At 67.9% G+C, this 21,606-nt stretch carries 20 protein-coding genes; 8 read left to right on the forward strand and 12 right to left on the reverse strand.

From position 1 onward, the window contains the following. The first annotated feature begins 175 nt into the window (after positions 1 to 175). Positions 176 to 904, forward strand: a complete 729-nt coding sequence (locus CFB45_RS20955) for a BPL-N domain-containing protein (RefSeq protein WP_256978297.1) — start codon at positions 176 to 178, stop codon at positions 902 to 904. 9 nt (positions 905 to 913) lie between these two features. Here CFB45_RS20955 and CFB45_RS20960 read toward each other — a convergent pair whose 3' ends face one another. From CFB45_RS20960 to CFB45_RS20970, 3 genes are all read right to left on the reverse strand, one after another. Next, on the reverse strand, positions 914 to 1,387 hold the full coding sequence (locus CFB45_RS20960; protein WP_089427185.1) for a nuclear transport factor 2 family protein: 474 nt from the start codon (positions 1,385 to 1,387) through the stop codon (positions 914 to 916). 289 nt (positions 1,388 to 1,676) lie between these two features. Further along, positions 1,677 to 1,925: an adhesin gene (locus CFB45_RS20965; RefSeq protein WP_089427186.1), complete on the reverse strand. Its 249-nt coding sequence runs from the start codon at positions 1,923 to 1,925 to the stop codon at positions 1,677 to 1,679. A gap of 626 nt (positions 1,926 to 2,551) precedes the next feature. After that, a complete protein-coding gene (locus tag CFB45_RS20970) occupies positions 2,552 to 2,986 on the reverse strand; it encodes a universal stress protein (RefSeq protein WP_089427187.1) in 435 nt (144 codons plus the stop codon). A gap of 367 nt (positions 2,987 to 3,353) precedes the next feature. Here CFB45_RS20970 and CFB45_RS20975 point away from each other — a divergent pair, with 367 nt between their 5' ends. The 6 genes from CFB45_RS20975 (at position 3,354) to CFB45_RS21000 (ending at position 8,247) form a co-directional block, all read left to right on the forward strand. Then, a complete protein-coding gene (locus CFB45_RS20975; protein ID WP_089427188.1) occupies positions 3,354 to 4,838 on the forward strand; it encodes an amidase in 1,485 nt (494 codons plus the stop codon). A 282-nt stretch (positions 4,839 to 5,120) separates the two neighbouring features. Continuing rightward, entirely contained in the window at positions 5,121 to 5,807 is a 687-nt protein-coding gene (locus tag CFB45_RS20980) for a hypothetical protein (RefSeq protein ID WP_089427189.1), read from the forward strand. A 121-nt stretch (positions 5,808 to 5,928) separates the two neighbouring features. Next, a complete protein-coding gene (locus tag CFB45_RS20985) occupies positions 5,929 to 6,759 on the forward strand; it encodes an arylamine N-acetyltransferase family protein (RefSeq protein ID WP_089427190.1) in 831 nt (276 codons plus the stop codon). Positions 6,760 to 6,850: 91 nt separating this feature from the next. After that, on the forward strand, positions 6,851 to 7,027 hold the full coding sequence (locus CFB45_RS20990) for a ribbon-helix-helix domain-containing protein (RefSeq protein WP_069251879.1): 177 nt from the start codon (positions 6,851 to 6,853) through the stop codon (positions 7,025 to 7,027). A 1-nt stretch (position 7,028) separates the two neighbouring features. Beyond that, positions 7,029 to 7,379, forward strand: a complete 351-nt coding sequence (locus CFB45_RS20995; protein WP_089427191.1) for a VOC family protein — start codon at positions 7,029 to 7,031, stop codon at positions 7,377 to 7,379. A 7-nt stretch (positions 7,380 to 7,386) separates the two neighbouring features. Then, a complete protein-coding gene (locus CFB45_RS21000) occupies positions 7,387 to 8,247 on the forward strand; it encodes a class I SAM-dependent methyltransferase (RefSeq protein ID WP_089427192.1) in 861 nt (286 codons plus the stop codon). 40 nt (positions 8,248 to 8,287) lie between these two features. Here the strand turns inward: CFB45_RS21000 and CFB45_RS21005 are convergent, their stop codons facing one another. From CFB45_RS21005 to CFB45_RS21020, 4 genes are all read right to left on the reverse strand, one after another. Then, positions 8,288 to 13,129, reverse strand: coding sequence for an NAD-glutamate dehydrogenase (locus CFB45_RS21005; protein ID WP_089427193.1), 4,842 nt, complete (start codon positions 13,127 to 13,129; stop codon positions 8,288 to 8,290). Positions 13,130 to 13,321: 192 nt separating this feature from the next. Continuing rightward, the gene (locus tag CFB45_RS21010) at positions 13,322 to 13,510 is read right to left on the reverse strand and encodes a 4-oxalocrotonate tautomerase (RefSeq protein WP_039344138.1); all 189 of its coding nucleotides are present in this window, start codon (positions 13,508 to 13,510) and stop codon (positions 13,322 to 13,324) included. 52 nt (positions 13,511 to 13,562) lie between these two features. Beyond that, complete coding sequence (locus tag CFB45_RS21015) at positions 13,563 to 14,339, reverse strand: class II aldolase/adducin family protein (RefSeq protein WP_089427194.1); 777 nt, start codon at positions 14,337 to 14,339, stop codon at positions 13,563 to 13,565. Further along, positions 14,314 to 15,207, reverse strand: coding sequence for an urea transporter (locus CFB45_RS21020; RefSeq protein WP_089427195.1), 894 nt, complete (start codon positions 15,205 to 15,207; stop codon positions 14,314 to 14,316). The genes CFB45_RS21015 and CFB45_RS21020 overlap by 26 nt, the downstream gene beginning before the upstream one ends. Positions 15,208 to 15,463: 256 nt before the next feature. On the opposite strand from CFB45_RS21020, the gene CFB45_RS21025 reads away from it, so the two are divergent. Beyond that, positions 15,464 to 16,024, forward strand: a complete 561-nt coding sequence (locus CFB45_RS21025; protein ID WP_089427196.1) for a putative glycolipid-binding domain-containing protein — start codon at positions 15,464 to 15,466, stop codon at positions 16,022 to 16,024. Here CFB45_RS21025 and CFB45_RS21030 read toward each other — a convergent pair. From CFB45_RS21030 to CFB45_RS21050, 5 genes are all read right to left on the reverse strand, one after another. Beyond that, a complete protein-coding gene (locus tag CFB45_RS21030; RefSeq protein WP_089427197.1) occupies positions 15,979 to 16,896 on the reverse strand; it encodes an alpha/beta fold hydrolase in 918 nt (305 codons plus the stop codon). The genes CFB45_RS21025 and CFB45_RS21030 overlap by 46 nt on opposite strands. A 4-nt stretch (positions 16,897 to 16,900) precedes the next feature. Continuing rightward, entirely contained in the window at positions 16,901 to 17,806 is a 906-nt protein-coding gene (locus CFB45_RS21035) for a metal-dependent hydrolase (protein WP_089427198.1), read from the reverse strand. Beyond that, a complete protein-coding gene (locus CFB45_RS21040; RefSeq protein WP_089427199.1) occupies positions 17,803 to 18,735 on the reverse strand; it encodes an SDR family NAD(P)-dependent oxidoreductase in 933 nt (310 codons plus the stop codon). The genes CFB45_RS21035 and CFB45_RS21040 overlap by 4 nt, the downstream gene beginning before the upstream one ends. A gap of 21 nt (positions 18,736 to 18,756) precedes the next feature. Further along, complete coding sequence (locus CFB45_RS21045) at positions 18,757 to 20,346, reverse strand: flavin-containing monooxygenase (RefSeq protein WP_089427200.1); 1,590 nt, start codon at positions 20,344 to 20,346, stop codon at positions 18,757 to 18,759. A 246-nt stretch (positions 20,347 to 20,592) separates the two neighbouring features. Further along, the gene (locus CFB45_RS21050; protein WP_089429069.1) at positions 20,593 to 21,264 is read right to left on the reverse strand and encodes a lysoplasmalogenase; all 672 of its coding nucleotides are present in this window, start codon (positions 21,262 to 21,264) and stop codon (positions 20,593 to 20,595) included. Positions 21,265 to 21,606 lie beyond the last annotated feature (342 nt).

Consider the following 21,606-nt stretch of genomic DNA (forward strand, 5'->3'; position numbering starts at 1 on the left):
ATACCGGCCGCTTTCGCGCGCCTACGCTCTATTGCACGTGACTTTCAATCGGGTTTCAAAAGGTGGGGCGGGCGTCGGTGCGTGCCGGTCGCCCTGTCCTGGAATGATCCGGACGGTCGCGAGTCCTCAAATCCCGTCGCTCACGAACATGCGCTCCAGAGATTCGATTTTCTTCGTGTTGTCCCTCGTCGCAGCGTCGGTCGCTCATGCGGCGGCGACCGACGACGGCGCGCGTGGCGCCGCCAGCCGTCCCGTCGCCCTGGTCTATCGCGGCCCGGCCGCGTGCGATGGCTGCCCGGAGACGATTGCGCAGCGCCTGCGGGAATCGGACCACCAGTTCCGGGTGATCTACGTCGGGCCCGCGGAGAAACTCAAGATCACGCCCGCGGTCCTGGCCGGCGCCGCGCTCTATGTCCAGCCGGGCGGCGGGCAGGACATTCCCGGCGCGGCGGCCAGCATCGGGAAAAAATCGCTCAAGGCCGTGCGGCATTACGTATCGAACGGCGGGCGCTATTTGGGCATCTGCATGGGCGCCTACCTCGCAGGCGACCCGGGTTTCGGGCTGGTCTCCGGCGAGTTCGACTCCGAGGTCGACCGGCCGGGCTCGACGCTGCACGGGATCGCGGACACGGTGACGCCAGTGGTCTGGCGCGGGAAAAAACGCTGGATCTATTTCCAGGACGGCGCGATGCTCCCGGCCGCCCCCGGCGCGGTCGTGCTGGCGACTTATCCGAACCGCGACATCGCGGCGGCGACCTATCGCTACGGCAAGGGGCGCGTCGGGCTCGTCGGCCCGCATCCCGAAGCCGACGAAAGCTGGTATCGCCAGAACGGCCTGAAGAATCCGGACGGCGTTCGGCCGGACATGGCTCACGACCTGATCAACGCGACGATGAAGCCTTGACGGTGGGTGCTATTTCCGCCTGGCGCGATACGCATCGAGGTTCTTCCGTGCCTGCGCGCGGATCGCGCGTTGCACGAAAGGCGTCCAGCCGAGCAGGGCGCCTTTCAGCCCAAGCGCCTGACGCGCCCAGCGCCACAGGTCGAAGCTGTCGCGATGCTCGACGATGCGTCCGTCGCGAAACCGGAACCGCGCGTCGATCCGGTTGACCACCATCCGGCCGGTCGCGGTGAAGCGGTACTGGGCGATCCACTCGGCGCGCCCGGCCTGTTGATCCGCGGCGACTTCGCCGAACGTCAATGAAAAGTCCTGCGCCCGCGCGACCAGCATGCGCCACATGTCGCGTGCGAGGTCGCCGCGCAACTCGCCGAATGCGGGATCGCTGAACACGATGTCATCGGCATAGCAGGCGAGCATCCCGTCGATGTCGCGCTGCTGGAACGCCGTGTAGAAGCGCTGGATCAACTCGGTGTGTGCGTGGCTCATCGTTGGGTGGGGTGTCGTTGGAGATGAAGCGGGGACTCGACGCGGCGGCCGGGAATGCGGCCGGTTGAACGTCTGGTGAGTGCCATACGGCAAGGACGCTCCGATCGACTCGATGTCGACGCATCTTCCCCGCCGCGATGCAGGTTACGCCCAGACGTTCGGTGTGACCACCGTCCCAGCCGTGACATGCGTCGCGACATCGATCGAAAAGCGGGAATGGATGCGGGCGTATGTAGCCCCGCCTCGGCCATCGTGACCCGAACGCGGCCTGCGCGTCATCGGACGCCCATCAGCGGTTCGCCAGCGCGACATCCTGGTTGCTGCGCCCCGTCACCAGGCAGCCCGACATGAATGCTTCGCTCTGGCTGCTGGCAGCGGCTTCGCCGAAGCCACGGCCGAGCGCGTCGACCTTCACTTGCGCGGCGCCTTGTTCGCACGCGAGCGGACTGGTGTCGCGGCCCTGCGCGTGCAGGATCGCGCGATCGCCAATGAGATACGCCAGCAGCGCGAAAACAGCGATATGTACGGCTCGTCTCATGGTTCGTCTCCTCGTGGCTCAAGCGTAACGCGGACCCGTTCGACGAAGCACTTGGGGGTTCCCCCGGTAAACGTCTGCTGAAATAACGGCGCGGCGGGTGATCCTGTCCCGTTTTCGTGGTTTGCGGGAGGAGGGAAGGCGCGGTTTCAATGCGCGTGGCAGGCGCAACCGGACGCGCGACGACACATGCGTGCGACGGTTTTCTGCGCGACAGGCGCGCGATTCACGGGAGTTTGACGAATGTCAGGGTACGGACGGGAGGGGGCGGTCGCGCAGCCGTTCAAAGCGATAGCATGAATGCATGATTTGACGGAGCGCGATCGCGGACGCATGCATCGGTTCCGGCAAGCAGGTGCGTGTTGAACATCGCTATCGAATTAGTGAGGAATCCAAATGCTTAACGTCTCTTCCGTCCTGATCAGCCTCGCTCCGCTGTGGGCCATCCTGCTCGTTGCGTCTTCGGCCGCTGCCTATTTCGTGTTTTGGCGCAAGGTCATCGACTAAGCGCTGCATGAACGCCGATGCAACACGGGTGAGCGGTAACGCGCACACGTGTTGCATCGCTCGTTGCAAACCCGGGGCCCGTCAGCGAACGGACCTTCGACGCGTCGCCGCGCGTCATCCCGTCATTGCACGGCCGTCACCGGCACATTCGAAATCCGCACTAGCCGGCTCATCACGCTGCGGCGGAACACTGACATCAGCGCATGCAACGGATCGTGCCGCGGCGCGACGACCACGATCTCGTCGCAACCCGTCTCGGCTGCCACGGACGCGATCGTATCGGCCACCGGGCCCACCTTCATCACGACGCTGTACTTGACGCCGGCTTCCCGCAGGATCCGCTCGGCCACGGCCAGATCGTCGGACGCGAACTTCTCCTCGATCGAACGCAGCCGCGACAGCGGATAGTAGGCCTCGAGCCGCGTCGATTCGAGCGGCGCCTGGACGTTGATCAGCACGATTTCCGACGCGCATCGTTCGCGATACAGGAACGTCGCGTGGCGAACCGCCTGAAGCGAGCGGGGAGAGTGGCCGACCGGAACCAGCAGCTTGAGCATGGACGTTGTCCAGGAAACGAGATGATTCCAGCGTAGCGTGCCGCCGGACCGAACGATCTAAAGAGAATGGCCGACCGCGTAAAAATGTCGTCAACACGTGCCGCGTCGTGCTGCGCCTAATAGAAATATAAGAAATTTAAGTTTATGCGCATAAACGATTTCATCGACCTGAGCAGCGCGCGCGAAGCGTGGCCCGCCGCCCCGATTCAGTCGGAACCGCAATGAATCGCCGCGGAAAATATCGGAGGTCGCCGATCCGGCGTCGCGTAGAGTAGTGCATCGGCCGCGGCGCGGCCGCTCCCGGCCGGTTCGGGCGCGACCGCCGCCATGCGGCCCGCCATTCCATTCCGATTCCAGGAGACTCCGCATGCCGCACGGCGCCCCGCAGCTTCTCGCACCCGCTTCCATCCCCGTCGACCCGATCGTGCGCCTGTCGGCGGGCGAGCTCGCGTCGGCGATCCGCGGCAAGGCCGTGTCGTGCGTCGAGACGATGCGTGCGTACCTCGATCACGTCGAGCGCGTGAACGGCGCGATCAACGCGATCGTCGCGCTGCGCGATCGCGACGCACTGCTCGCCGAAGCCGCGGAAAAGGATGCCGCACTGGCGCGCGGCGAGTACCACGGCTGGATGCACGGGATGCCGCAGGCGCCGAAGGATCTGGCGATGACGAAGGGGCTGCGGACGACCTACGGCTCGCCGATCTTCCGCGAGAACGTGCCGCAGACCGATTCCGTGGGCGTCGCGCGGATGCGTGCGGCCGGCGCGATCTTCATCGGCAAGACCAACACGCCCGAATTCGGGCTCGGCTCGCACACGTTCAACGAGGTCTACGGCGCGACGCGCAATCCGTACGACCTGACCAAGAGTGCGGGCGGCAGCAGCGGCGGCACGGCGGCGGCGCTCGCGTCGCGGATGCTGCCGGTGGCGGACGGCAGCGATTTCGGCGGCTCGCTGCGCAATCCGGCCGCGTTCTGCAATATCTATGGCTTCCGCCCGTCGCAGGGCCGCGTGCCGCGCTGGCCGGGCGTCGACGTGTTCGTGCAGCAGCTCGGCATCGAAGGGCCGATGGGCCGTACGGTCGGCGACGTCGCGCAACTGCTCGCGATCCAGGCGGGCTACGACCGCAACGATCCGCTGTCGCTCGCAGACGATCCGGCCGTGTTCGCGCAGCCGCTCGACGCCGACCTGCGCGGCAAGCGCATTGCATGGGTCGGCGACTGGAACGGCTATCTCGCGACCGAGGCGGGCGTGCTCGCGCTGTGCGAGCAGGGGCTGGCGACGCTGCGCGAGATCGGCTGCGACGTCGATGCCGCGTTGCCGGCGTTCGCGCCCGACCGGATCTGGCGCCTGTGGCTCGCGCACCGGCACCTGCTGTCCGGCGGCGGGCTGCTTGCGCACTATCGCGACCCGGCGCGGCGCGCGCTGCTGAAGCCCGAGGCGATCTACGAGGTCGAGGGGCTGCTCGCGATGCAGGGCGCGGCCGTGTTCGACGCGAGCGTCGAGCGCACCGCATGGCATCAGGCCGTGCTCAGCTTCTTCGACCGCTACGACTTCATTGCGGCGCCGACCGCGCAGGTGTTCCCGTTCGACGTCGACCAGCGCTGGCCGAAGGAGATCGCGGGCCGCGCGATGGATACCTACCACCGCTGGATGGAAACGGTCGTGCCGTGGACGCTGGCCGGCTGCCCGGTGATCAGCGTGCCGGTCGGCTTCAACGACGCGGGGCTGCCGATGGGGATGCAGCTGATCGGGCGTCCGCGCGCCGATCTCGCCGTGTTGCAGTTGGCGCGCGGCTACGAGCAGGCGGCTGACTGGGTCGGCGGGCGGTTGCCGGCGTGGATGGCGGCGTAGCACCGCGCTGGCCGAAAGCCGAAAGCGGGTGGCCGACCACCGGCCGCCTCACTTTGCCAACCTCTCTGCCGCCATCGCCATTCATGCGGCACGCGAACGAATTCCAGCTCCCGCGCGAAATCGCACACAATCGCGGAAGAATTCCCTCGAGCACGTACGTGACACGCGCAATTGCAAGCGGCCGCGCGGCGTGATTTCGTTTCGATGTGTTTCAGTCGTTGCGGCCGCGCGCGGCGCGCTTCGACAATATCGGGCTCAACCATTCGGGCACGAGGACAACACATGAAGCAGATTCGCGCGACGGGCCGGCACCTGGCCTCGGCATGCATCGCGTTCGGCATTCTCGCAAGCAGCACCGCGCACGCGCAGCTCGACCTGCAGTCGATCGGCGCGTCGCTGCTCGGCGGCGGGCAGCAGCAGGCGGCGCCCACGCAGGGCGGCGTCGCGCAATTGCTGCAGGCCTATGTCGGTGCGAACCAGCAGGTGCTGACCGGCCAGTCGTCGCTCGCGTCGGCGATGGGCCTGACCGGTGCGGCCGGGCAGGCGCAGCAGGCCGCGAGCCAGCTCGCCGGCGGCAATGCGCTGACGCCGGCCGCGCTGTCGCAGATGGGCGGCGCGCAGCAATCGGTATCGCAGGCGCTCGGCCAGGCCTTCGCGAGCGGCGGTGCGACGCACGGCCCGATCGACAAGCAGGCGTTCAGCAACGGCCTCGCGTCGCTCGGGCAGGGGCTCACGCAGTATTCGCAACTGCAGTCGGGGCTCGGCAATCTCGGTTCGACGAGCGCGGCGTCGCTGTTGCAGTCGGGCCTGAATCCGCAGAACATGCAGGCTGCGTCGTATATCGCGCAAAGCGCGCCGGGCCAGTTGCAGTCGCTCGCGACGACGCTCAGCCAGGCCGTGCAGTTCGCGACGAGCCAGGGCATTTCGGTGCCGTCGGTCGCATCGTCCGCGCTGAAGCTGCTGCCGTAACGTTGCGCGGGGCCGTGCGCGATGCGGTGCCGGCATCGCGCGCGACACGAAGATGACCCCGCCCAACATGGGGATTGCGCACGATGCTATCGTGGCGTGTCCCTTTTTTCGGTGCAGGTTCATGACAGACTCGTTTGACCTCTCGCGCTATTTCTCCCGCATCGGCTACGACGGCCCGGTCGAGCCGACGCTCGACGTGCTGCGCCGGCTGCATCTGCTGCACCCGCAGGCGATTCCGTTCGAAAACCTCAATCCGCTGACCGGCGCGCGCGTCGCGCTCGACCTGCCGTCGATCGTCGACAAGGTGCTCGCGCATCGCCGCGGCGGCTACTGCTTCGAACTCAACAAGCTGTTCTACACCGCGCTCACGGCGATCGGCTTTCGCGTGACGCCGATGATCGCGCGCGTGCGCTGGATGCTGCCGCCGGAAGTCGCCACCGCGCATACGCACATGCTGCTGCGCATCGATCTCGACGGCGCGGCCTGGCTCGCGGACATCGGCTTCGGCAGCGCGACGCTCACCGCGCCGCTGCGTTTCGTGCCGGACGAGCGGCAGCTGACGCCGCACGGCGCGTTCCGCGTCGTCGCCGCGCCGGTCGACGGTGAATTCGACATGCAGATCGAGACGCCCGACGGCTGGCAGACCACCTACCGCTTCCAGCCGAAGCGGGTCGAGTGGATCGATTACGAGGCCGCGAACTGGTTCACGTCGACGTATCCCGAATCGATCTTCCTGCATAACCTGATCGCCTGCCGCGTGCTGCCGGACGGCCGTGCCGCACTGCGCAACACCACGCTGACGATCCGTGACGCGGCGGGCGTCGGGCGCACCGTCACGTTCGACGATGCGGCCGCTTGGGGCGCGTGCCTGCGCGACACGATCGGCATCGACACGACGGGATTCGATCTCGACGCGCTGTTTGTGCGACTGGCGGCGCGCGCCGCCGCGTAACCCGGATTCACGACCGATCTCCAACGGCGGCCCGCACCCACGGGTCGCGCTTGCGATTGACTTTTACTAGATTGCTAGCATACTAGTAACCATGACCGATGAAGAAGTGAAGCAGTTCAACGTGTACCTGCCGCTCAGCCTGATCCGGCAGGTCAAGCATCGCGCCATCGAAACGGAGCAATCGCTGTCCGCGCTGGTGGCCGACGCATTGCGCGCGTACCTGGCCGCGCCGCCGCCGGGCGAGGGGCCGTCCACCAAGGAGGAGTGACATGTCATCCGAGCGAATCGAAGCCGTGTACCTGACGACGCACAACTGGGGCAAGTCGGCGAAGTTCTTCCAGGCGCTGGGCTTCAAGCTGGAGTTCGAAACCGATCACCACTCTGGCCAGCTGCGCAGCGGCGACGGCCCCTTTCTGTTCATTGCCGAAGTGCCGCCGGGCGAGAAACCGGGCATGCAGGTCGTGCTCAAGGTGGCGGATGAGCAGGCGGTGCAGCCGCAGCCGATCGTCGACGTCGTCACGCCGTTCGAAGATACCCACTGGGGCACGCGCGACATGACCGTGCGCGATCCGGACGGCCGCGTATGGCGCCTGCAGGCGCCGGGCAAGCAGGGCGCGTGAGGCGGCCATGAACGAACCCCGAGAAAGCGCTCCCGACAGCACCGCCGCACGCGTCGCACTGTGGCGCGCACTGCACGTCGAACTCGATGCGCCACCGCACGTGCTCGCCGATGAAGTCGGGCTGCAATTGCTCGCGCCGGAACCCGGCTGGCAGCAGCGCGGCGACATGGATCCGCAATTCACGCGGCCGTTCCGCGCGTCGATCGTCGCGCGGGCGCGCTTCATCGAGGATCTCGTAGTCGAACAGGCCGCGCGCGGCGTGAGCCAGTACGTGATCCTCGGCGCGGGCCTCGACAGCTTCGTGCAGCGTCGGCCGGAGATGGCGTCGCGCGTGACCGTGTTCGAAGTCGACCCGCCCGCGCCGCAGGCCTGGAAGCAGCGCCGCCTGGTCGAGCTGGGTTTCGGCGTGCCCGACTGGTTGCGATTCGTGCCGGTCGATTTCGAGGCGAAACAGTCGTGGCGTGCTGCGCTGGTCGGCGCGGGCTTCGATGCCGGCAAGCCGGCGGTCGTGGTGTCGACCGGCGTCAGCATGTACCTGACGCACGAAGCAAATGCGGCCGCATTGCGCGAAGTCGCGTCGCTCGCGCCGGGCTCGACGCTCGCGATGACGTTCCTGTTGCCGCTGGAGCATGCGGATCCGGACGTGCGCCCCGGGCTGGAAATGGCCGCGAAGGGCGCGCGCGCCAGCGGCACGCCGTTCATCAGCTTCTTCATGCCGGCGCAGATCCAGGCGCTCGCGCGTGAGGCCGGTTTCGCAGAGGCCGCGCACGTATCGGCCGCCGAACTGACGCGCCGTTACTTCGCCGATCGCACCGACGGCCTGCGGCCGCCGAACAACGCGGAAGAGCTGCTGGTCGCGACGGTCTGAGGTGTTGCGACCATAGCGACCACGGCAACCACAGCGACCATTACGCCCGTTCGAGCACGGCCATTTCCCGCACGACCACGAGCAGCACCGCGAGGCTCGCGCCGCCCGATGCGCGCAAGTCCGCGAGCAGGTGCTCGTAGCGCACGAGCGCGGCTTCGCGGCGCGCGCGCCATGCGCCGACGATCGTCTCCGGCGTGGTCGAATCCGGTGATTCCGCGAGTGCGCTCGATGCCAGCGTGCGCTTGAGGCGCGCGACTTCCGCGAGCGCGGCCGCGCGCGCCAGCATGTCCCAGTGCGTCGGCGTCGGCAGCGTCGCCGCGCGCTCGCCGATCCAGCTGTAGTTAAGCAGCGTGCCGAGCGAGAAATAGACCCCCGCGACGAGTTCGAGGCTGCGGTTGCTGGTCGCGGCCACTTCGGCGATGTCGAGCAGCGCGGCCGAGATGTCGCCGCTCGCGACGCGCACCGCGAGCGCGCTGTCGACACCGGCTTCAACCAGCACGCGCTGCCGTTCGGACAGCGCTTCGAGATCGGCGGCCGGCAGCAGCGACGGCAATTGCGGTGCAAGCCGCTCCGCCGCGTCGCGGCAGCGCGCGATCAGCTCGGAGACGCCACCATCGGCCACCGCGCCGGACTGCAGGTGCCGCAGGAACCACAGCGCCGCGCGTTCCAGCAGCCGCGCGACGTCGACGAACATGCGCGCCTGCACGTCGTCGGCGACGCGGTTGTCGAGCGCGTCGATATCGCGCCACACCGCATCGAGGTCGAACACGTCGCGCGCCATGATGCACGCCCGCACGATGTCGCCGGGCTTCGCGTCGGTCTCCTCCATCAGCCGGTGCACGAACGCGCAGCCGACGCGGTTCACGAGCGCGTTGGTCAGGTGCGTCGCGAGGATCTCGCGGCGCAGCGGATGGCGGCGCATCGGTTCGCTGAAGCGCTGCTGCAGCGGCTTCGGGAAGTAGTCGACGAGCATCGCTGCCACCAGCGGATCCTCGGGCACGTCGGATTCGAGCAGCGCGTCGTACAGCCACATCTTGCTGTACGCGAGCAGCACCGCGCGTTCCGGCGACGTGAGGCCGAGCTTCGCGGCCTGCCGTTCGGCGACTTCGTCGTCGGTCGGCAGGAATTCGATCACGCGGTTCAGGCGGCCCGCGCGTTCGAGCCAGCGCATCAGGCGCGCTTCGGCGTCGAGCAGCTCGACCGCGTAGCGGCCGGCGATCGACAGCGCCTGCGTCTGGTAGTAGTTGTCGCGCAGCACGAGCAGCCCGACTTCGTCGGTCATCTCCGCGAGCAGCGCGTTGCGCTGCTTCTCGGTCATCTCGCCGTCGGACACGACGAGCCCGAGCAGGATCTTGATGTTGACTTCGTGATCCGAACAATCGACGCCGGCCGAATTGTCGATCGCATCGGTGTTGATGCGGCCGCCGCGCTGCGCGAACTCGATCCGGCCGAACTGCGTGCAGCCGAGGTTGCCGCCTTCGCCGACCACCTTGCAGCGCAGGTCCGCGCCGTTCACGCGCACCGCGTCGTTCGCGCGGTCGCCGACCTGCAGGTGGGTTTCGCGCGCGGCTTTCACGTAGGTGCCGATCCCGCCGTTGTACAGCAGGTCGACCGGCGCCTGCAGGATCGCGCGGATCAGCTCGGCCGGCGGCAACGCATGCGCGTCGATGCCGAGTGCGGCCTGCACGGCCGGCGACAGCGGGATCGTCTTCGCGGTGCGCGGGTAGACGCCGCCGCCCGCCGAAATCGCGGCCGGATCGTAGTCGGCCCAGCTCGAGCGTTCGAGCGCGAACATGCGCGCGCGCTCGGCGAAGCTCGTCGCGGGATCGGGGTTCGGATCGAGGAACACGTGCCGGTGATCGAACGCGGCGACCAGCCGGATATGCGGCGACAGCAGCATCCCGTTGCCGAACACGTCGCCGGACATGTCGCCGACGCCGACCACCGTGAAATCGGTCGTCTGCGTATCGATGCCCATCTCGCGGAAGTGCCGCTTCACCGACTCCCACGCGCCGCGCGCGGTGATCGCCATCTTCTTGTGGTCGTAGCCGACCGAGCCGCCGGACGCGAACGCGTCGTCGAGCCAGAAGCCGTATTCATGCGAGATCGCGTTCGCGTAGTCGGAGAAGGTGGCCGTGCCCTTGTCGGCGGCGACGACCAGGTACGGGTCATCCGGATCGTGACGCACGACGTCGGGCGGCGGCACGATTGCGTTGCTCACGAGGTTGTCGGTCAGGTCGAGCAGGCCGCGCAGGAAGGTCTGGTAGCACGCGATGCCTTCGCGCATCCACGCTTCGCGATCGCTCGGCGGCGGCGGGTTCTTCACGACGAAGCCGCCTTTCGAGCCGACCGGCACGATCACGACGTTCTTCACCATCTGCGCCTTCATCAGCCCGAGCACTTCGGTGCGGAAATCCTCGCGGCGATCCGACCAGCGCAGGCCGCCGCGCGCGACGCGCCCGCCGCGCAGATGCACGCCTTCGACACGCGGCGAATACACCCAGATCTCGAACATCGGCTTCGGTTCGGGCAGGCCCGGCACCTTCGCCGGATTGAACTTGAACGACAGGTACGGTTTCGATTCGCCGTTCGCATCGGCGAGGAAGTAGTTCGTGCGCTCGGTCGCATTGATCACGCCGAGGAACTGGCGCAGGATGCGGTCCTCGTCGAGGTTCGGCACCTGGTCGAGCGCGCCTTCGATCGCCTTCAGCCGCCGCTCGGCCTGCACGTCGCGCGTGTCGCCGGTGGCCGGGTCGAAGCGCAGCAGGAACAGCTCGACGAGCTGCCGCGCGATCGCCGGGTTGCCGGTCAGCGCGCGCTCGATATACGCGTCGCTGAAGGTCGAGCCGACTTGCCGCAGGTACTTCGCATACGCGCGCAGGATCGTCACTTCGCGTGCGCTCAGGTGGGCGCGCAGCACGAGGCGGTTGAAATCGTCGTTCTCGATCCGGCCGCTCCAGATCTGGTCGAACGCATCTTCGAACAGGCCCTTCACGCGCTCGATGTCGAATTCGGTATCGTCGGCGAGCTCGAGGCCGAAGTCGTGTACCCACGCATGCGCGGCGTCCTGCGTCTGGATCCGGTACGGCCGCTCCTCGTCGACGCGCACGCCGAGATGCTCGAGCATCGGCAGGCTGCGCGACAGCGCGATCGGGTCGCCCGCGCGATAGACCTTGAAGCGGAACGCACGCGCCTCGGCCTCGATCGGCCGGTACAGGTTCATCGCGAGCTGCCCCGAATCCTTCACGCGCTCGATCAGCTCGATGTCGCGCACGGCCGTGCGCGCCGGATAGTCGTCGCGATAGCCGGCCGGGAACGAATCGGCATAGCGCTGCAGCAGGCGGTTGCCTTGCTCTTCGCCGAAGGCGTCGAGCAGCGCGTCGGCGAGATCGTCCTGCCAGCGGCGCGTGACCTGCACGAGCCGCGTTTCAAGCTCGCGCGTGTCGACGTCGGGCATCGTGCCCGGTTCCGCGTGCACGACGAAATGAATGCGCGCGATCGCCGATTCCGACAGCAGCGGCGTGAACTCGACGTTCACGCCGTTGTACGCGTCGATGAGCAGCTTCGCGATGCGCCGGCGCAGGTCGGTGTTGTACTTGTCGCGCGGCACGAACACGAGGCACGACACGAAGCGGTCGAAGCGGTCGCGCCGCACGAACAGGCGCGTGCGCTGATGTTCCTGCAGCCGCAGGATGCCGAGCGCGATGTCGTAGAGCTGGTCTTCGTCGGCCTGGAACAGCTCGTCGCGCGGATAGGTTTCGAGCACCGTCACGAGCGACTTGCCGAGGTGCCCCTTCGGCAGGAAGCCCGCGCGCCGCACGATGTTCGCGCATTTGCGGCGCACGATCGGGATCTCGGCGCTCGACACCATGTACGCGGTCGACGTGTAGAGCCCGATGAAGCGGCGCTCGCCCGCGACCTTGCCGTCGGGGCCGACGAGCTTCACGCCGACGTAGTCGAGATAGCCGGGCCGGTGCACGGTCGCGCGCGAATTCGCCTTGGTCAGGAAGATCGGCCAGGAGCCGGTGATGATGTCGGCGGCGGCCTGCGGCAGCGGCGTCACGTCGGGCGCGCCCGACGTGCGCAGCGATTCGCGCAGGATGCCGAAGCCGGTGCCTTCGATGCCGCGCAGCCCGAAGCCCGTGCCGTCCGATACCAGCGCGTAGTCGCGCTGGCCGAGGAACGTGAAGTGATCGGCGGCCATCCATTCGAGGAACGCGCGCGCCTCGATGTCTTCCGCGGTCGATTCGCGCGCCTTCATTTCCTTGATCGTCGCGCGCGCGATCTCGACGATCTTCGGCCAGTCTTCCACCGACGCGCGCACGTCGCCGAGCACGTGCGCGATGTCGTTGCGCAACGTGTTGAGCAGCGCGGCATCGCCGCAGCGGTCGACTTCGAAATGGATGAACGACGCGAGCTGCGACTGGCCGTCGCCGGGCGTCGCGCCGCCCGCGTCGACGCGCTCGATGCCGCCGTCGCGACCGCGCCAGATGCGGAATACCGGGTGCAGCGCCGAATGCAGCGCGAGCCCGAGGCGGTTGACGGCCATCGACACCGAATCGACGAGGAACGGCATGTCGTCGTTGACGATCTCGATGACCGTGTGATCGGAATGCCAGCCGTGCTGTTCGAGGATCGGGTTGTACACGCGCAGCCGCTCGCTGCCGGGCACGAATTTCTGGGCGGTCTGCCAGTGCGCCATCGCGGCGCCGTAGAGATCGGCGATGCTGCGGCTTTGCAGATCATCGGCGTCGACGAAATCGTAGTAGTGACGCAGGAAGGGTTCGACGATCCGGAACGTGGCTTCGGGCAGGCGCCCGCGCGCGAATTCGACGACGTCCGAGAGCAGGTGTGCGACGACTTCCTCGTTCTTCGCTTCCATGGCGGTCTCCTCGTCGGGTGGCCATCGGCTGCTGCGTCTGTCCGGCATTATGCGCCGATTGCGTGACAAAGCGATGTGCGGGCGCACAACGAGGGGCGGCTGGAGAAGGCCGCGTGCAGCGCCCGTCGCGGGCGCTGCAGCGTGTCGATTAGTGTGGGGCAGGCCGCGTCGAAGCGACGCCGCCGTTGATGCTCAGCGCTCGTCGCTCCACAGCTTCCCTGCCGTCGCCCAGTTCTCCTTCTTCACGTCGGTGAGAATGATGTCGACCGAGCCCGGTTCGCAGCCGAGCGTCTCGCACGTGACGCGCGTGATGGCTTCGACGAATGCGCGCTTCTGGTCGACGGTGCGGCCTTCGAAGAGCTGGATATTGAAAGTCGGCATGACGGAGTGCTCCGATTGGTTGGGATGAATGAGGCGTTGGGAGCCGGCGTCGTCAGTCGCGATACGTCGGATCGATCCGGTCGAGCCGGCGCAGCAGCGCCGGCCATTCCAGTTCGCCTTCGATCGCGCCGCCGTCGCGCAGCTGTTCGGCGGTTCGGTCGGCAACGGCCGGGGCGGGCAGCACGAGCGGCCCGCCGCCGGCCTGCGCGCGCACCTGGATATCGCACGCCTTGATCAGCGTATCCATCAGCACATAGGCTTCGGCCACGGTGCGGCCGACCGTCAGCGTGCCGTGGTTGCGCAGCAGCATCGCGGATTTCGCGCCGAGGCTCGCGGTCAGCCGCGTGCCTTCGGCCGGCGAGAACGCGAGCGCTTCGTAGTCGTGGTACGCGAGGTCGCCATGAAACCGCAGCGCGTGCTGCGACGCGGGCAGCAGCCCGTCGCGCTGGATCGACACGGCGATGCCGGCCGTATTGTGCAGATGCATCACGCACACGGCGTCGGCGCGCGCGGCATGCACGGCCGCGTGCAGCGCGAAGCCCGTCACGTTGACCGCATGCTCGCTGTCGCCGATCCGGTTGCCGGCCAGGTCGATCTTCACGAGATTCGACGCGCGGACTTCGTCGAACGTGAGGCCGAACGGGTTGATCAGGAAGTGGCCGGGCTCGCCGGGCACGGTCGCCGAAAGGTGCGTGTAGATCAGGTCGTCCCAGCCGTTCAGCGCGACGAGCCGGTACGCGGCGGCGAGGTCGACGCGCATCCGGCGTTCGGCGTCCGAGATCGGGCCGCCGGGTTTCACGGCATCAGGACGGTGTGCGAATGACGACATCGGGTTCTCCGAAGGTGAAGCGGCGCGCGACGATCACCGTGATCCACGACGCGAGCGCGAACGGGGCCGTGAACGCGGGAATGCCGGCGCGCGTCGCGAGCCACTGGATCAGCGCGGCGAGTGCGGCGGCCGCGAGCGCCGCGCGCGGGCCGCGCGGCATCAGCGCGAGTGCGGCGAGCGCGCCGTTGAAGCCGAGCAGGCCGTCGGCGAACGATGCGCCGCTCGCGCCGAGCGCGACCAGCAGCACGGTCGACACCAGTGCGCCGCCGAGTGCGAATGCGGCCGCGCGGCGGGACGCGACGGCAAGGCCGGTGGCGATCAGCGTGCCGGCCCATGCGCCTTGCGCGAAAGTGGTCTGCGCGATGCCCGAGAGCAGCGCGTCGGCCGCGGCTGAAAACGTCAGCGCCGGGCCGGCCGTCGCGCCGCCTGCCTGCTGCAATGCGACAAACGGAAACCATAGCGCGGTAACGGCGAGGCACGGGCTCGAATACGGGCACTGGCGCCAGCGCGCGAGCGGCACGCGCATCGCGCGCTGCACGAGCGCCGCGCCGATCGAGGCCAGCGGCACCAGTACGATGGCCGCGAGTTGATGGGGCGCGAACAGCACGGCGATCAGCGCGGCGAGCGCGCCGTTGAAGCCGTGCAGCCCCTGTTCGACGTCGCGGCGCTCGGCGCCCGTCAGCACGGCCGTCATGCTGGCAGCGGCCGAGCCGACCAGCGCCGCGCTCGCGAGCCGCAGGTCGGTCAGCGCCAGCGCGGCGAGCAGCAGCGCGCCGGTGAGCGCATTCGCCTGCAGCACGATCTGCCCGATGCCGCGCAGCAGGATACGCAGGTCGATCGACGGCGGGACGGGGCGGGCGGTAGGCATGATGGCGGCGGAACAGGACGAGCCGCGAGCATAGGACACAATCCGATGCACCGGAATAGGGAATTCTGGATAGTCAGGATTTGTGGTCGATGCCCCGAAACGGTGAATCCGGAGGTCGATTCGTGCCCGAACGTCGCGCCGTTGGCGCTTTCGGCGGGCTGTCCCGCTCGGGACTCGAATCCTGGCGATGGCCGGCCCTTTCGTCGGGCGATTCGTGCGACGATGCCTCGCATCGGGAATACCGGGAGGTGGAAAGATGCGCGAAGTGCGTTGGGCGTCGCTCGAAGGCGACGGGGTCGAACATCTGACGTTCGACCGGAGCGGCGGCGGGATCGTCGTCGAAAGCGCGGTGGTCGGCCAGCGGTACGGCCGTGCGTACGGGCTCGCGTATCGCGTCGAGTGCGACGCGCACTGGCGCGTGACCCATGCGGTGCTCAAGGTGATGGGCGGCGGCACGCTCGAATTGCGCGGCGACGGCGCCGGCCACTGGCACGACGGCTCGGGCCGCGCACTGCCGGAACTCGACGGTTGCATCGACATCGACATCGCGGCGACGCCGTTCACGAATTCGCTGCCGATCGGCCGCCTCGGGCTCGCGCGCGGTGAGCGGCGGCCGATCGACGTCGCGTACATCTCGACGCCGGACCTGAAGGTCACGCCGGTCAAGCAGGCCTATGCGTGCCTCGAGCCGGGCCGGCGCTATCGCTACGAAGGAATCTTCCGCGACTTCACGGCCGAGATGGAGATCGACGACGACGGGCTCGTCATCGATTACGAGACGCTGTTCAGGCGCCTGCCGGCGCCTGCGGTGCGCTGAACCCGGGCCGCGACCGGGGCGAGTGCCGGCCGCTCCTGCGCGGACGCGAAGCGGTCGATCCGCGACGCGATCATGTCGGGGTGGCGCAGCACGATCCAGTGCGTGCCGTCGATTTCCTCGCGCACGTGGTCGCCGAGCCAGCGGTCGAGGTCGACCGACATCTCGGGCGTCACGTAGCGGTCGCGCACCGGCACCAGGATCTGCACGGGCGCCTGCGCGTACCGCTCGCGCGGCTTGCGGGCCCGTGCGATGAAGTTCGCGCGGTACAGCTGCAGCCCGTTCAGCGCGTTCTTCAGTTGCACGGGATCGCGCTCCGCACGCACGCGCTCGGTGAGCTGCAGCCAGCGCGGCCACAGTGCCGCGCCGCCGAGCCGCCACACCAGCGACGGCACGAGCGGCATGTGGAAGAACGCGATGTACCACGACTTCAGGCTTTGCTTGAGCCGCATCTTCGCGCGGAACACGTGATCGAGACACGGGCCCGAGATCGACGTGTACGACGCGATCCGGCCGCGGAACGCGGGGTCGGTCACGGCCTCCCAGCACTGGATCGACCCCCAGTCGTGGCCGACGAGATGGAACGGCCGGCCGCCGCAGGTTGCGTCGGCCACCGCCTTCAGGTCGGCGGCGAGTCGCTCGAGCGTGTAGTCGGCACGGCGGCGCGGCGCATCGGACGCACCGGCGCCGCGCACGTCGTACGCGATCACGCGGTAGCGCTTCGCGAGCCGCGCCCGGATCGGCGCCCACACGGCCGCCGAATCGGGGTAGCCGTGCACGAGGATCAGCGGCGGGGCGCGACGCGACCCGCTTACGTAGACGGCGAGTTTCACGTCGCCGGACTGGACGGTCAGCATCTCGTGGGCGCGCGCCATGGCGTCATGCCTGCGGAACCGGGTGCAGCGGCACGCGGCGCGGGGCGGCTTGCGCGGCGTAGCGCGCGTTGGTCGCGTCGATGTTCTCGAGCAGCGTGTCGAGCTCCTGCAGGTACTGATGGTTGTCGTGGTCCCACGGGTGGAAGCCCGGGCGGAAGTAGTCGAGCCATTCGCGCGCGATGCTCGGGAACACGCCGTGCTTGGGGCCGTACAGGTACTTCACGAGGCGCCACATGCCGCCGAACTTGCCGTGCTCGCGACGGTGCGCGCGCATCAGCCGCACGTGGAAGTCGAACACGATGGCCCAGAAGAACACGGTCGTCGTCAGCATCGTGCCGGTGCGCAGCAGGTAGCTGCCGAGGCCCGGCTTCATCACGGTGCGCCACACGTCGTAGGACACCGCCTTGTGCTCGGTTTCCTCCATCGCGTGCCACATCCACATCTGCTGGTAGCCTTCGACCGAGCCGTCGATGCGGTGCTCGTGGCCCGACAGCAGCTGGTTCGCGAGGATCGCCGTGTAGTGCTCGAGCGCGATCGTGATCGCGAGCTGCATCGAATGCGGCAGCACCTTCTTGAACCAGCCGAGGATCGTCCACAGGCGCTTGTCGAGCTTGTGCGCGGGCAGGCCGGACGCCTGCAGCAGGTCGTTGTATTCGATGTGCTCGCGCGTGTGCATCGCTTCCTGGCCGATGAACCCGAGCACCTGCTTCTTCAGTTCGGGATCCTCGATCTGGTCGCGGTAGTTGCGCACCGAATCCATGAAGAAGCGTTCGCCGGCCGGGAACAGCAGCGACAGCGCGTTCATGAAGTGCGTGACCGGTACACCCTGCACGTGCCAGTCGCGCGCGCGTTCGGGGGGCAGCGCGAAACGGATGTCGCGCCGCACGGGCATCATGTTCGGGGTCGTCATGATTGTTCTCTTCCCTGGTTGCCTGCATTGTTGTAGGTGGCGTGCAGCGGCGCGGGCGCCGGCGTGCCGCGCGCGGCGCGGCGGGCTTTCGCGGCCTCGCGGCGCGTCGCGAGCACGACGAGCGCCTGGTACGCGGCGGGCAGGATGCGCGCCATCCAGTCCGCGCCCTTCGCGTCGCGGCCGATCAGCACGCGGCGCTTGTTCTTGCGCACGCCGGCGAGGATCGTGCGCGCGGCGTCGTCGGCGGTCGTGATGAAGAATTTCTCGAAGCTGTCCTTGCCTTGCTGTTCGCTCTCGACGATGAAGCCGACCATGTTCTTCGCGACGCGGCTCGATTGCGCGATGTTCGTGCGGATGCCGCCCGGATGCACGCAGGTCGCCGACACGCCGCACTTCATCATGTCGAGTTCCTGGCGCAGCGATTCGGTGAAGCCGCGCACCGCGAACTTGGTCGCGTTGTAGCCGCTCATGCCCGGCTGCGCGAAGATCCCGAAGATGCTCGACGTGTTGATCACGTGGCCGTCACCCGTGGCCTTCAGGTGCGGCAGGAACGCCTTCGTGCCGTGCACGACGCCCCAGAAGTTGATGTTCACGATCCACTCGAGATCGCTGTATTCCATCCCTTCGATCGTGCTCGACAGCGCGACGCCCGCGTTGTTGAAGATCAGGTTGACCTTGCCGTGTTCCTTCGCGGTGTCGTCGGCCCACGCGAACATCGCGTCACGGTCGCCGACGTCCAGCACGCGCGTCGACACGCGCACGTTCGGCGCGATCGCGCGGACGATCCGTTCGGTTTCAGCGAGGCCGACGCCGTTCTTGTCGGCGAGCGCGACGTGGCAGCCGGCCTGCGCGAGCTGGATCGCGAGCGAGCGGCCCATGCCCGAGCCGGCACCCGTGATGGCGGCGACCTTGTTGGCGAAATCTCTCATGTCGGTGGCTCCTTGTCTGGCTCAGGCCGCTTCGGCGGACGGGGAAGTCGAAGCGGAAGCGGCGGGCGCGGCGGCAGGCCGCGCAGTGGTGTCGTGTTGCGGCGCGCGATACGCGTGGTAGTCGGCGATCGAGAAGTGCGCGGTCGCCTGGCGGAAGCGCCACGTGAAGCCGGGCCACAGCGTCGTGTTCTTGCCGGTGCGCGGATCGAGGTACCAGCTCTTGCAGCCGCCCGTCGACCAGATCGCCTTCTTGAGCTTGCCTTGCAGGTCGCTGTTGAACTGCGCCTCGACGAGCGGGCGCACCTCGATCGCGTCCGCCCGTTCGCGGCGCATCGCCTGCAGTGCGCCGAGGATGTACTCGATCTGCGACTCGATCATGAACACCATCGAGTTGTGGCCGAGGCCCGTGTTCGGGCCGACGATCATGAAGAAGTTCGGGTAGCCCGGCAGCGTCGAGCCGAGATACGCGTGCGCGCCGTCGCGCCATGCGTCGACGATGTCGAGCCCACCGCGGCCGATGATCGCGCCGCGCGGATACGGATCGGCCACCTGGAAGCCGGTGCCGTAGATCAGGCAGTCGACTTCATGACGCTTGCCGTCGGTCGTCACGACCGCGTCGGCTTCGATGTGGTCGATGCCGGTCGTGATCACGTCGACGTTCTTGCGCGACAGCGCCGGGTAGTAGTCGTTCGAGATCAGCACGCGCTTGCAGCCGAGCGTGTAGTTCGGCGTGACGATCTTGCGCAGCTCCGGATCGGGAATCTGCTTGCGGATATGGCGCAGCGCGAGCTTCTGCACGTTCTTCATCAGCGACGGATGGATCGCGAAGCCGAGCACGCGCGATTCGAGCATCCAGTAGATGCTGCTGCGCACGGCCTTCTGCGTGAACGGCAGCGTGCGGAACAGCCACTTCTCGAACCCGGTCAGGTTGCGGTCGGGCTTCGGCATGATCCACGGCGGCGTGCGCTGGAACAGCGCGAGCGCCTTCACGCGCGGCGCGATCTGCGGCACGAACTGGATCGCACTCGCGCCGGTGCCGATCACCGCGACGCGCTTGCCTTCGAGCGCATAGTCGTGATCCCACTGCTGCGAGTGGAACGCGCGGCCCTTGAAGTTCTCGACGCCGGGAATCGACGGCAGCGCGGCGCGCGACAGCCCGCCCATCCCCGACACCAGCACGCGCGCGGACAACCGCTTGCCGTTCGCGAACGTGAGGCGCCAGCGTTGCGCGGCTTCGTCGTATTCGGCGCGCTGCAGTTCATGGTTCAGGCGCAGGTGCGGGCCGACGCCGAAGCGCTGCACGCAGTCTTCCAGATAGGCGCGGATTTCCGGCTGCGGCGCGAACATGCGCGTCCAGCGCGGGTTCGGCGCGAACGAGAACGAATAGACGTGCGATTGCACGTCGCATGCACACCCGGGGTAATGATTGTCGCGCCACGTGCCGCCGACCGACGCGGCCTTCTCGAGGACGACGAAGTCGGTCACGCCTGTTTGACGCAGGCGGATCGCCATCCCGAGGCCGGCGAAGCCGGTGCCGATGATGGCGATGTCGATGGTTTCGTCCAGGCCGTCGTGGCCGGGCGGACCGAAAGGCAACGTGCGAGCATTCATCCGGGTGTCTCCGATTTGGCTCATTTTCGAATGTTACATTGTTTGATGTAACGATAGTGGGTGAACCCGGAAACCGCAAGAGGCTAGAAGCGGCGCTCTAAGGGCCGGAAGCCAGGCGGGAAAAGGCTGAGCGGGGTTTGGAACGGGCCGGTTTCCGCATCGCGGGATGCGCGGGAAGGGCCGTCGCCAGGGCGAGAGAGGGTGCGGGCGAGACCGCCGGCGCGCGGCGGGCTGTTTGAAACGGTATCAGGGACGGATCGGTCGACCGGCTGTCTCATGGAAAACCCCGGCCACGATCGTGACCTGCGCGAGCGCGTAGAGGCCCCAGATCAGGTAATCGATGCCCGGAAAACCGCCGAGGAAGCGGCCGACGCCGATCAGCGTATCGGAGCCGACGAAGATCAGGCTGCCGATGGCCACCAGCGGGCCGCGCGTGCGGGCGGCGAGCGCGAAGCTCGCCATCGCGCACAGCACGAGCATGTAGACGGCGACCGGTGCCAGCAACTCGCCGAGGTGCGGGAAGAACGCCACGTAGAACGCCGGCGCGGCGATCCACAGCCCGACGAGCGCGACGATGCGCCAGCCGTGAGGCCGCGCGCGCCAGCGCATGAAGATCGCGCAGTAGCCCAGGTGCGTGAGCAGGAACGCGCCGAGGCCGAGGACGAACGACAGCGGCCAGTCGGGCAGCGCGAGCAGCACGTCGCCGAGCACGGCCGTCACGAGCGCCGCGCACAGCCACGCGCGTTCACGCGGTGCGGCGCAGGTGCTGCCCGCCGCGAGCAGCAGGATGCCCATCGCGGCTTTCGCGACGGCCTGGCCGGGATAGGGCGCCGCGGCGAGCGACAGTCCGTATAGCAGCGCGGCGACGACGGCGAGCGGCCAGAGCCGGCGGTAGGTGGCGGGAAGCGTGGCGATCAAGGCGGGTGTCTCCGGTTTGTTGTCGTCTGCGGTGGACGGCGCGCGGTCGAGGGCGCGGCTGTCGGCCATTATCCGGAAGAAAGGACGTGCCAAAACCGGCGAATCCTTCTAGGAAGCAACCGGGATCGCCATGCACGAGGATTGCCCGCCGGCGCGGCAATCCGGCGATGTCGAGCTCCGATGCGTGGGTGCCGCCGCCGGATTTTCTCCGCGCGTTGCCCCGGTTGAACCGGGGCAACGACTGCAATTCGGCTTGCTATGATCGCCGCGGTATTGCCGTTGTCGATGTGGTGGTTGCTGTCGTTGTCGTTGTCGTTGTTCCGCCCGGCCGCGCGACTGGAT

This window comes from Burkholderia sp. HI2500, assembly GCF_002223055.1.
Lineage (GTDB): Bacteria > Pseudomonadota > Gammaproteobacteria > Burkholderiales > Burkholderiaceae > Burkholderia.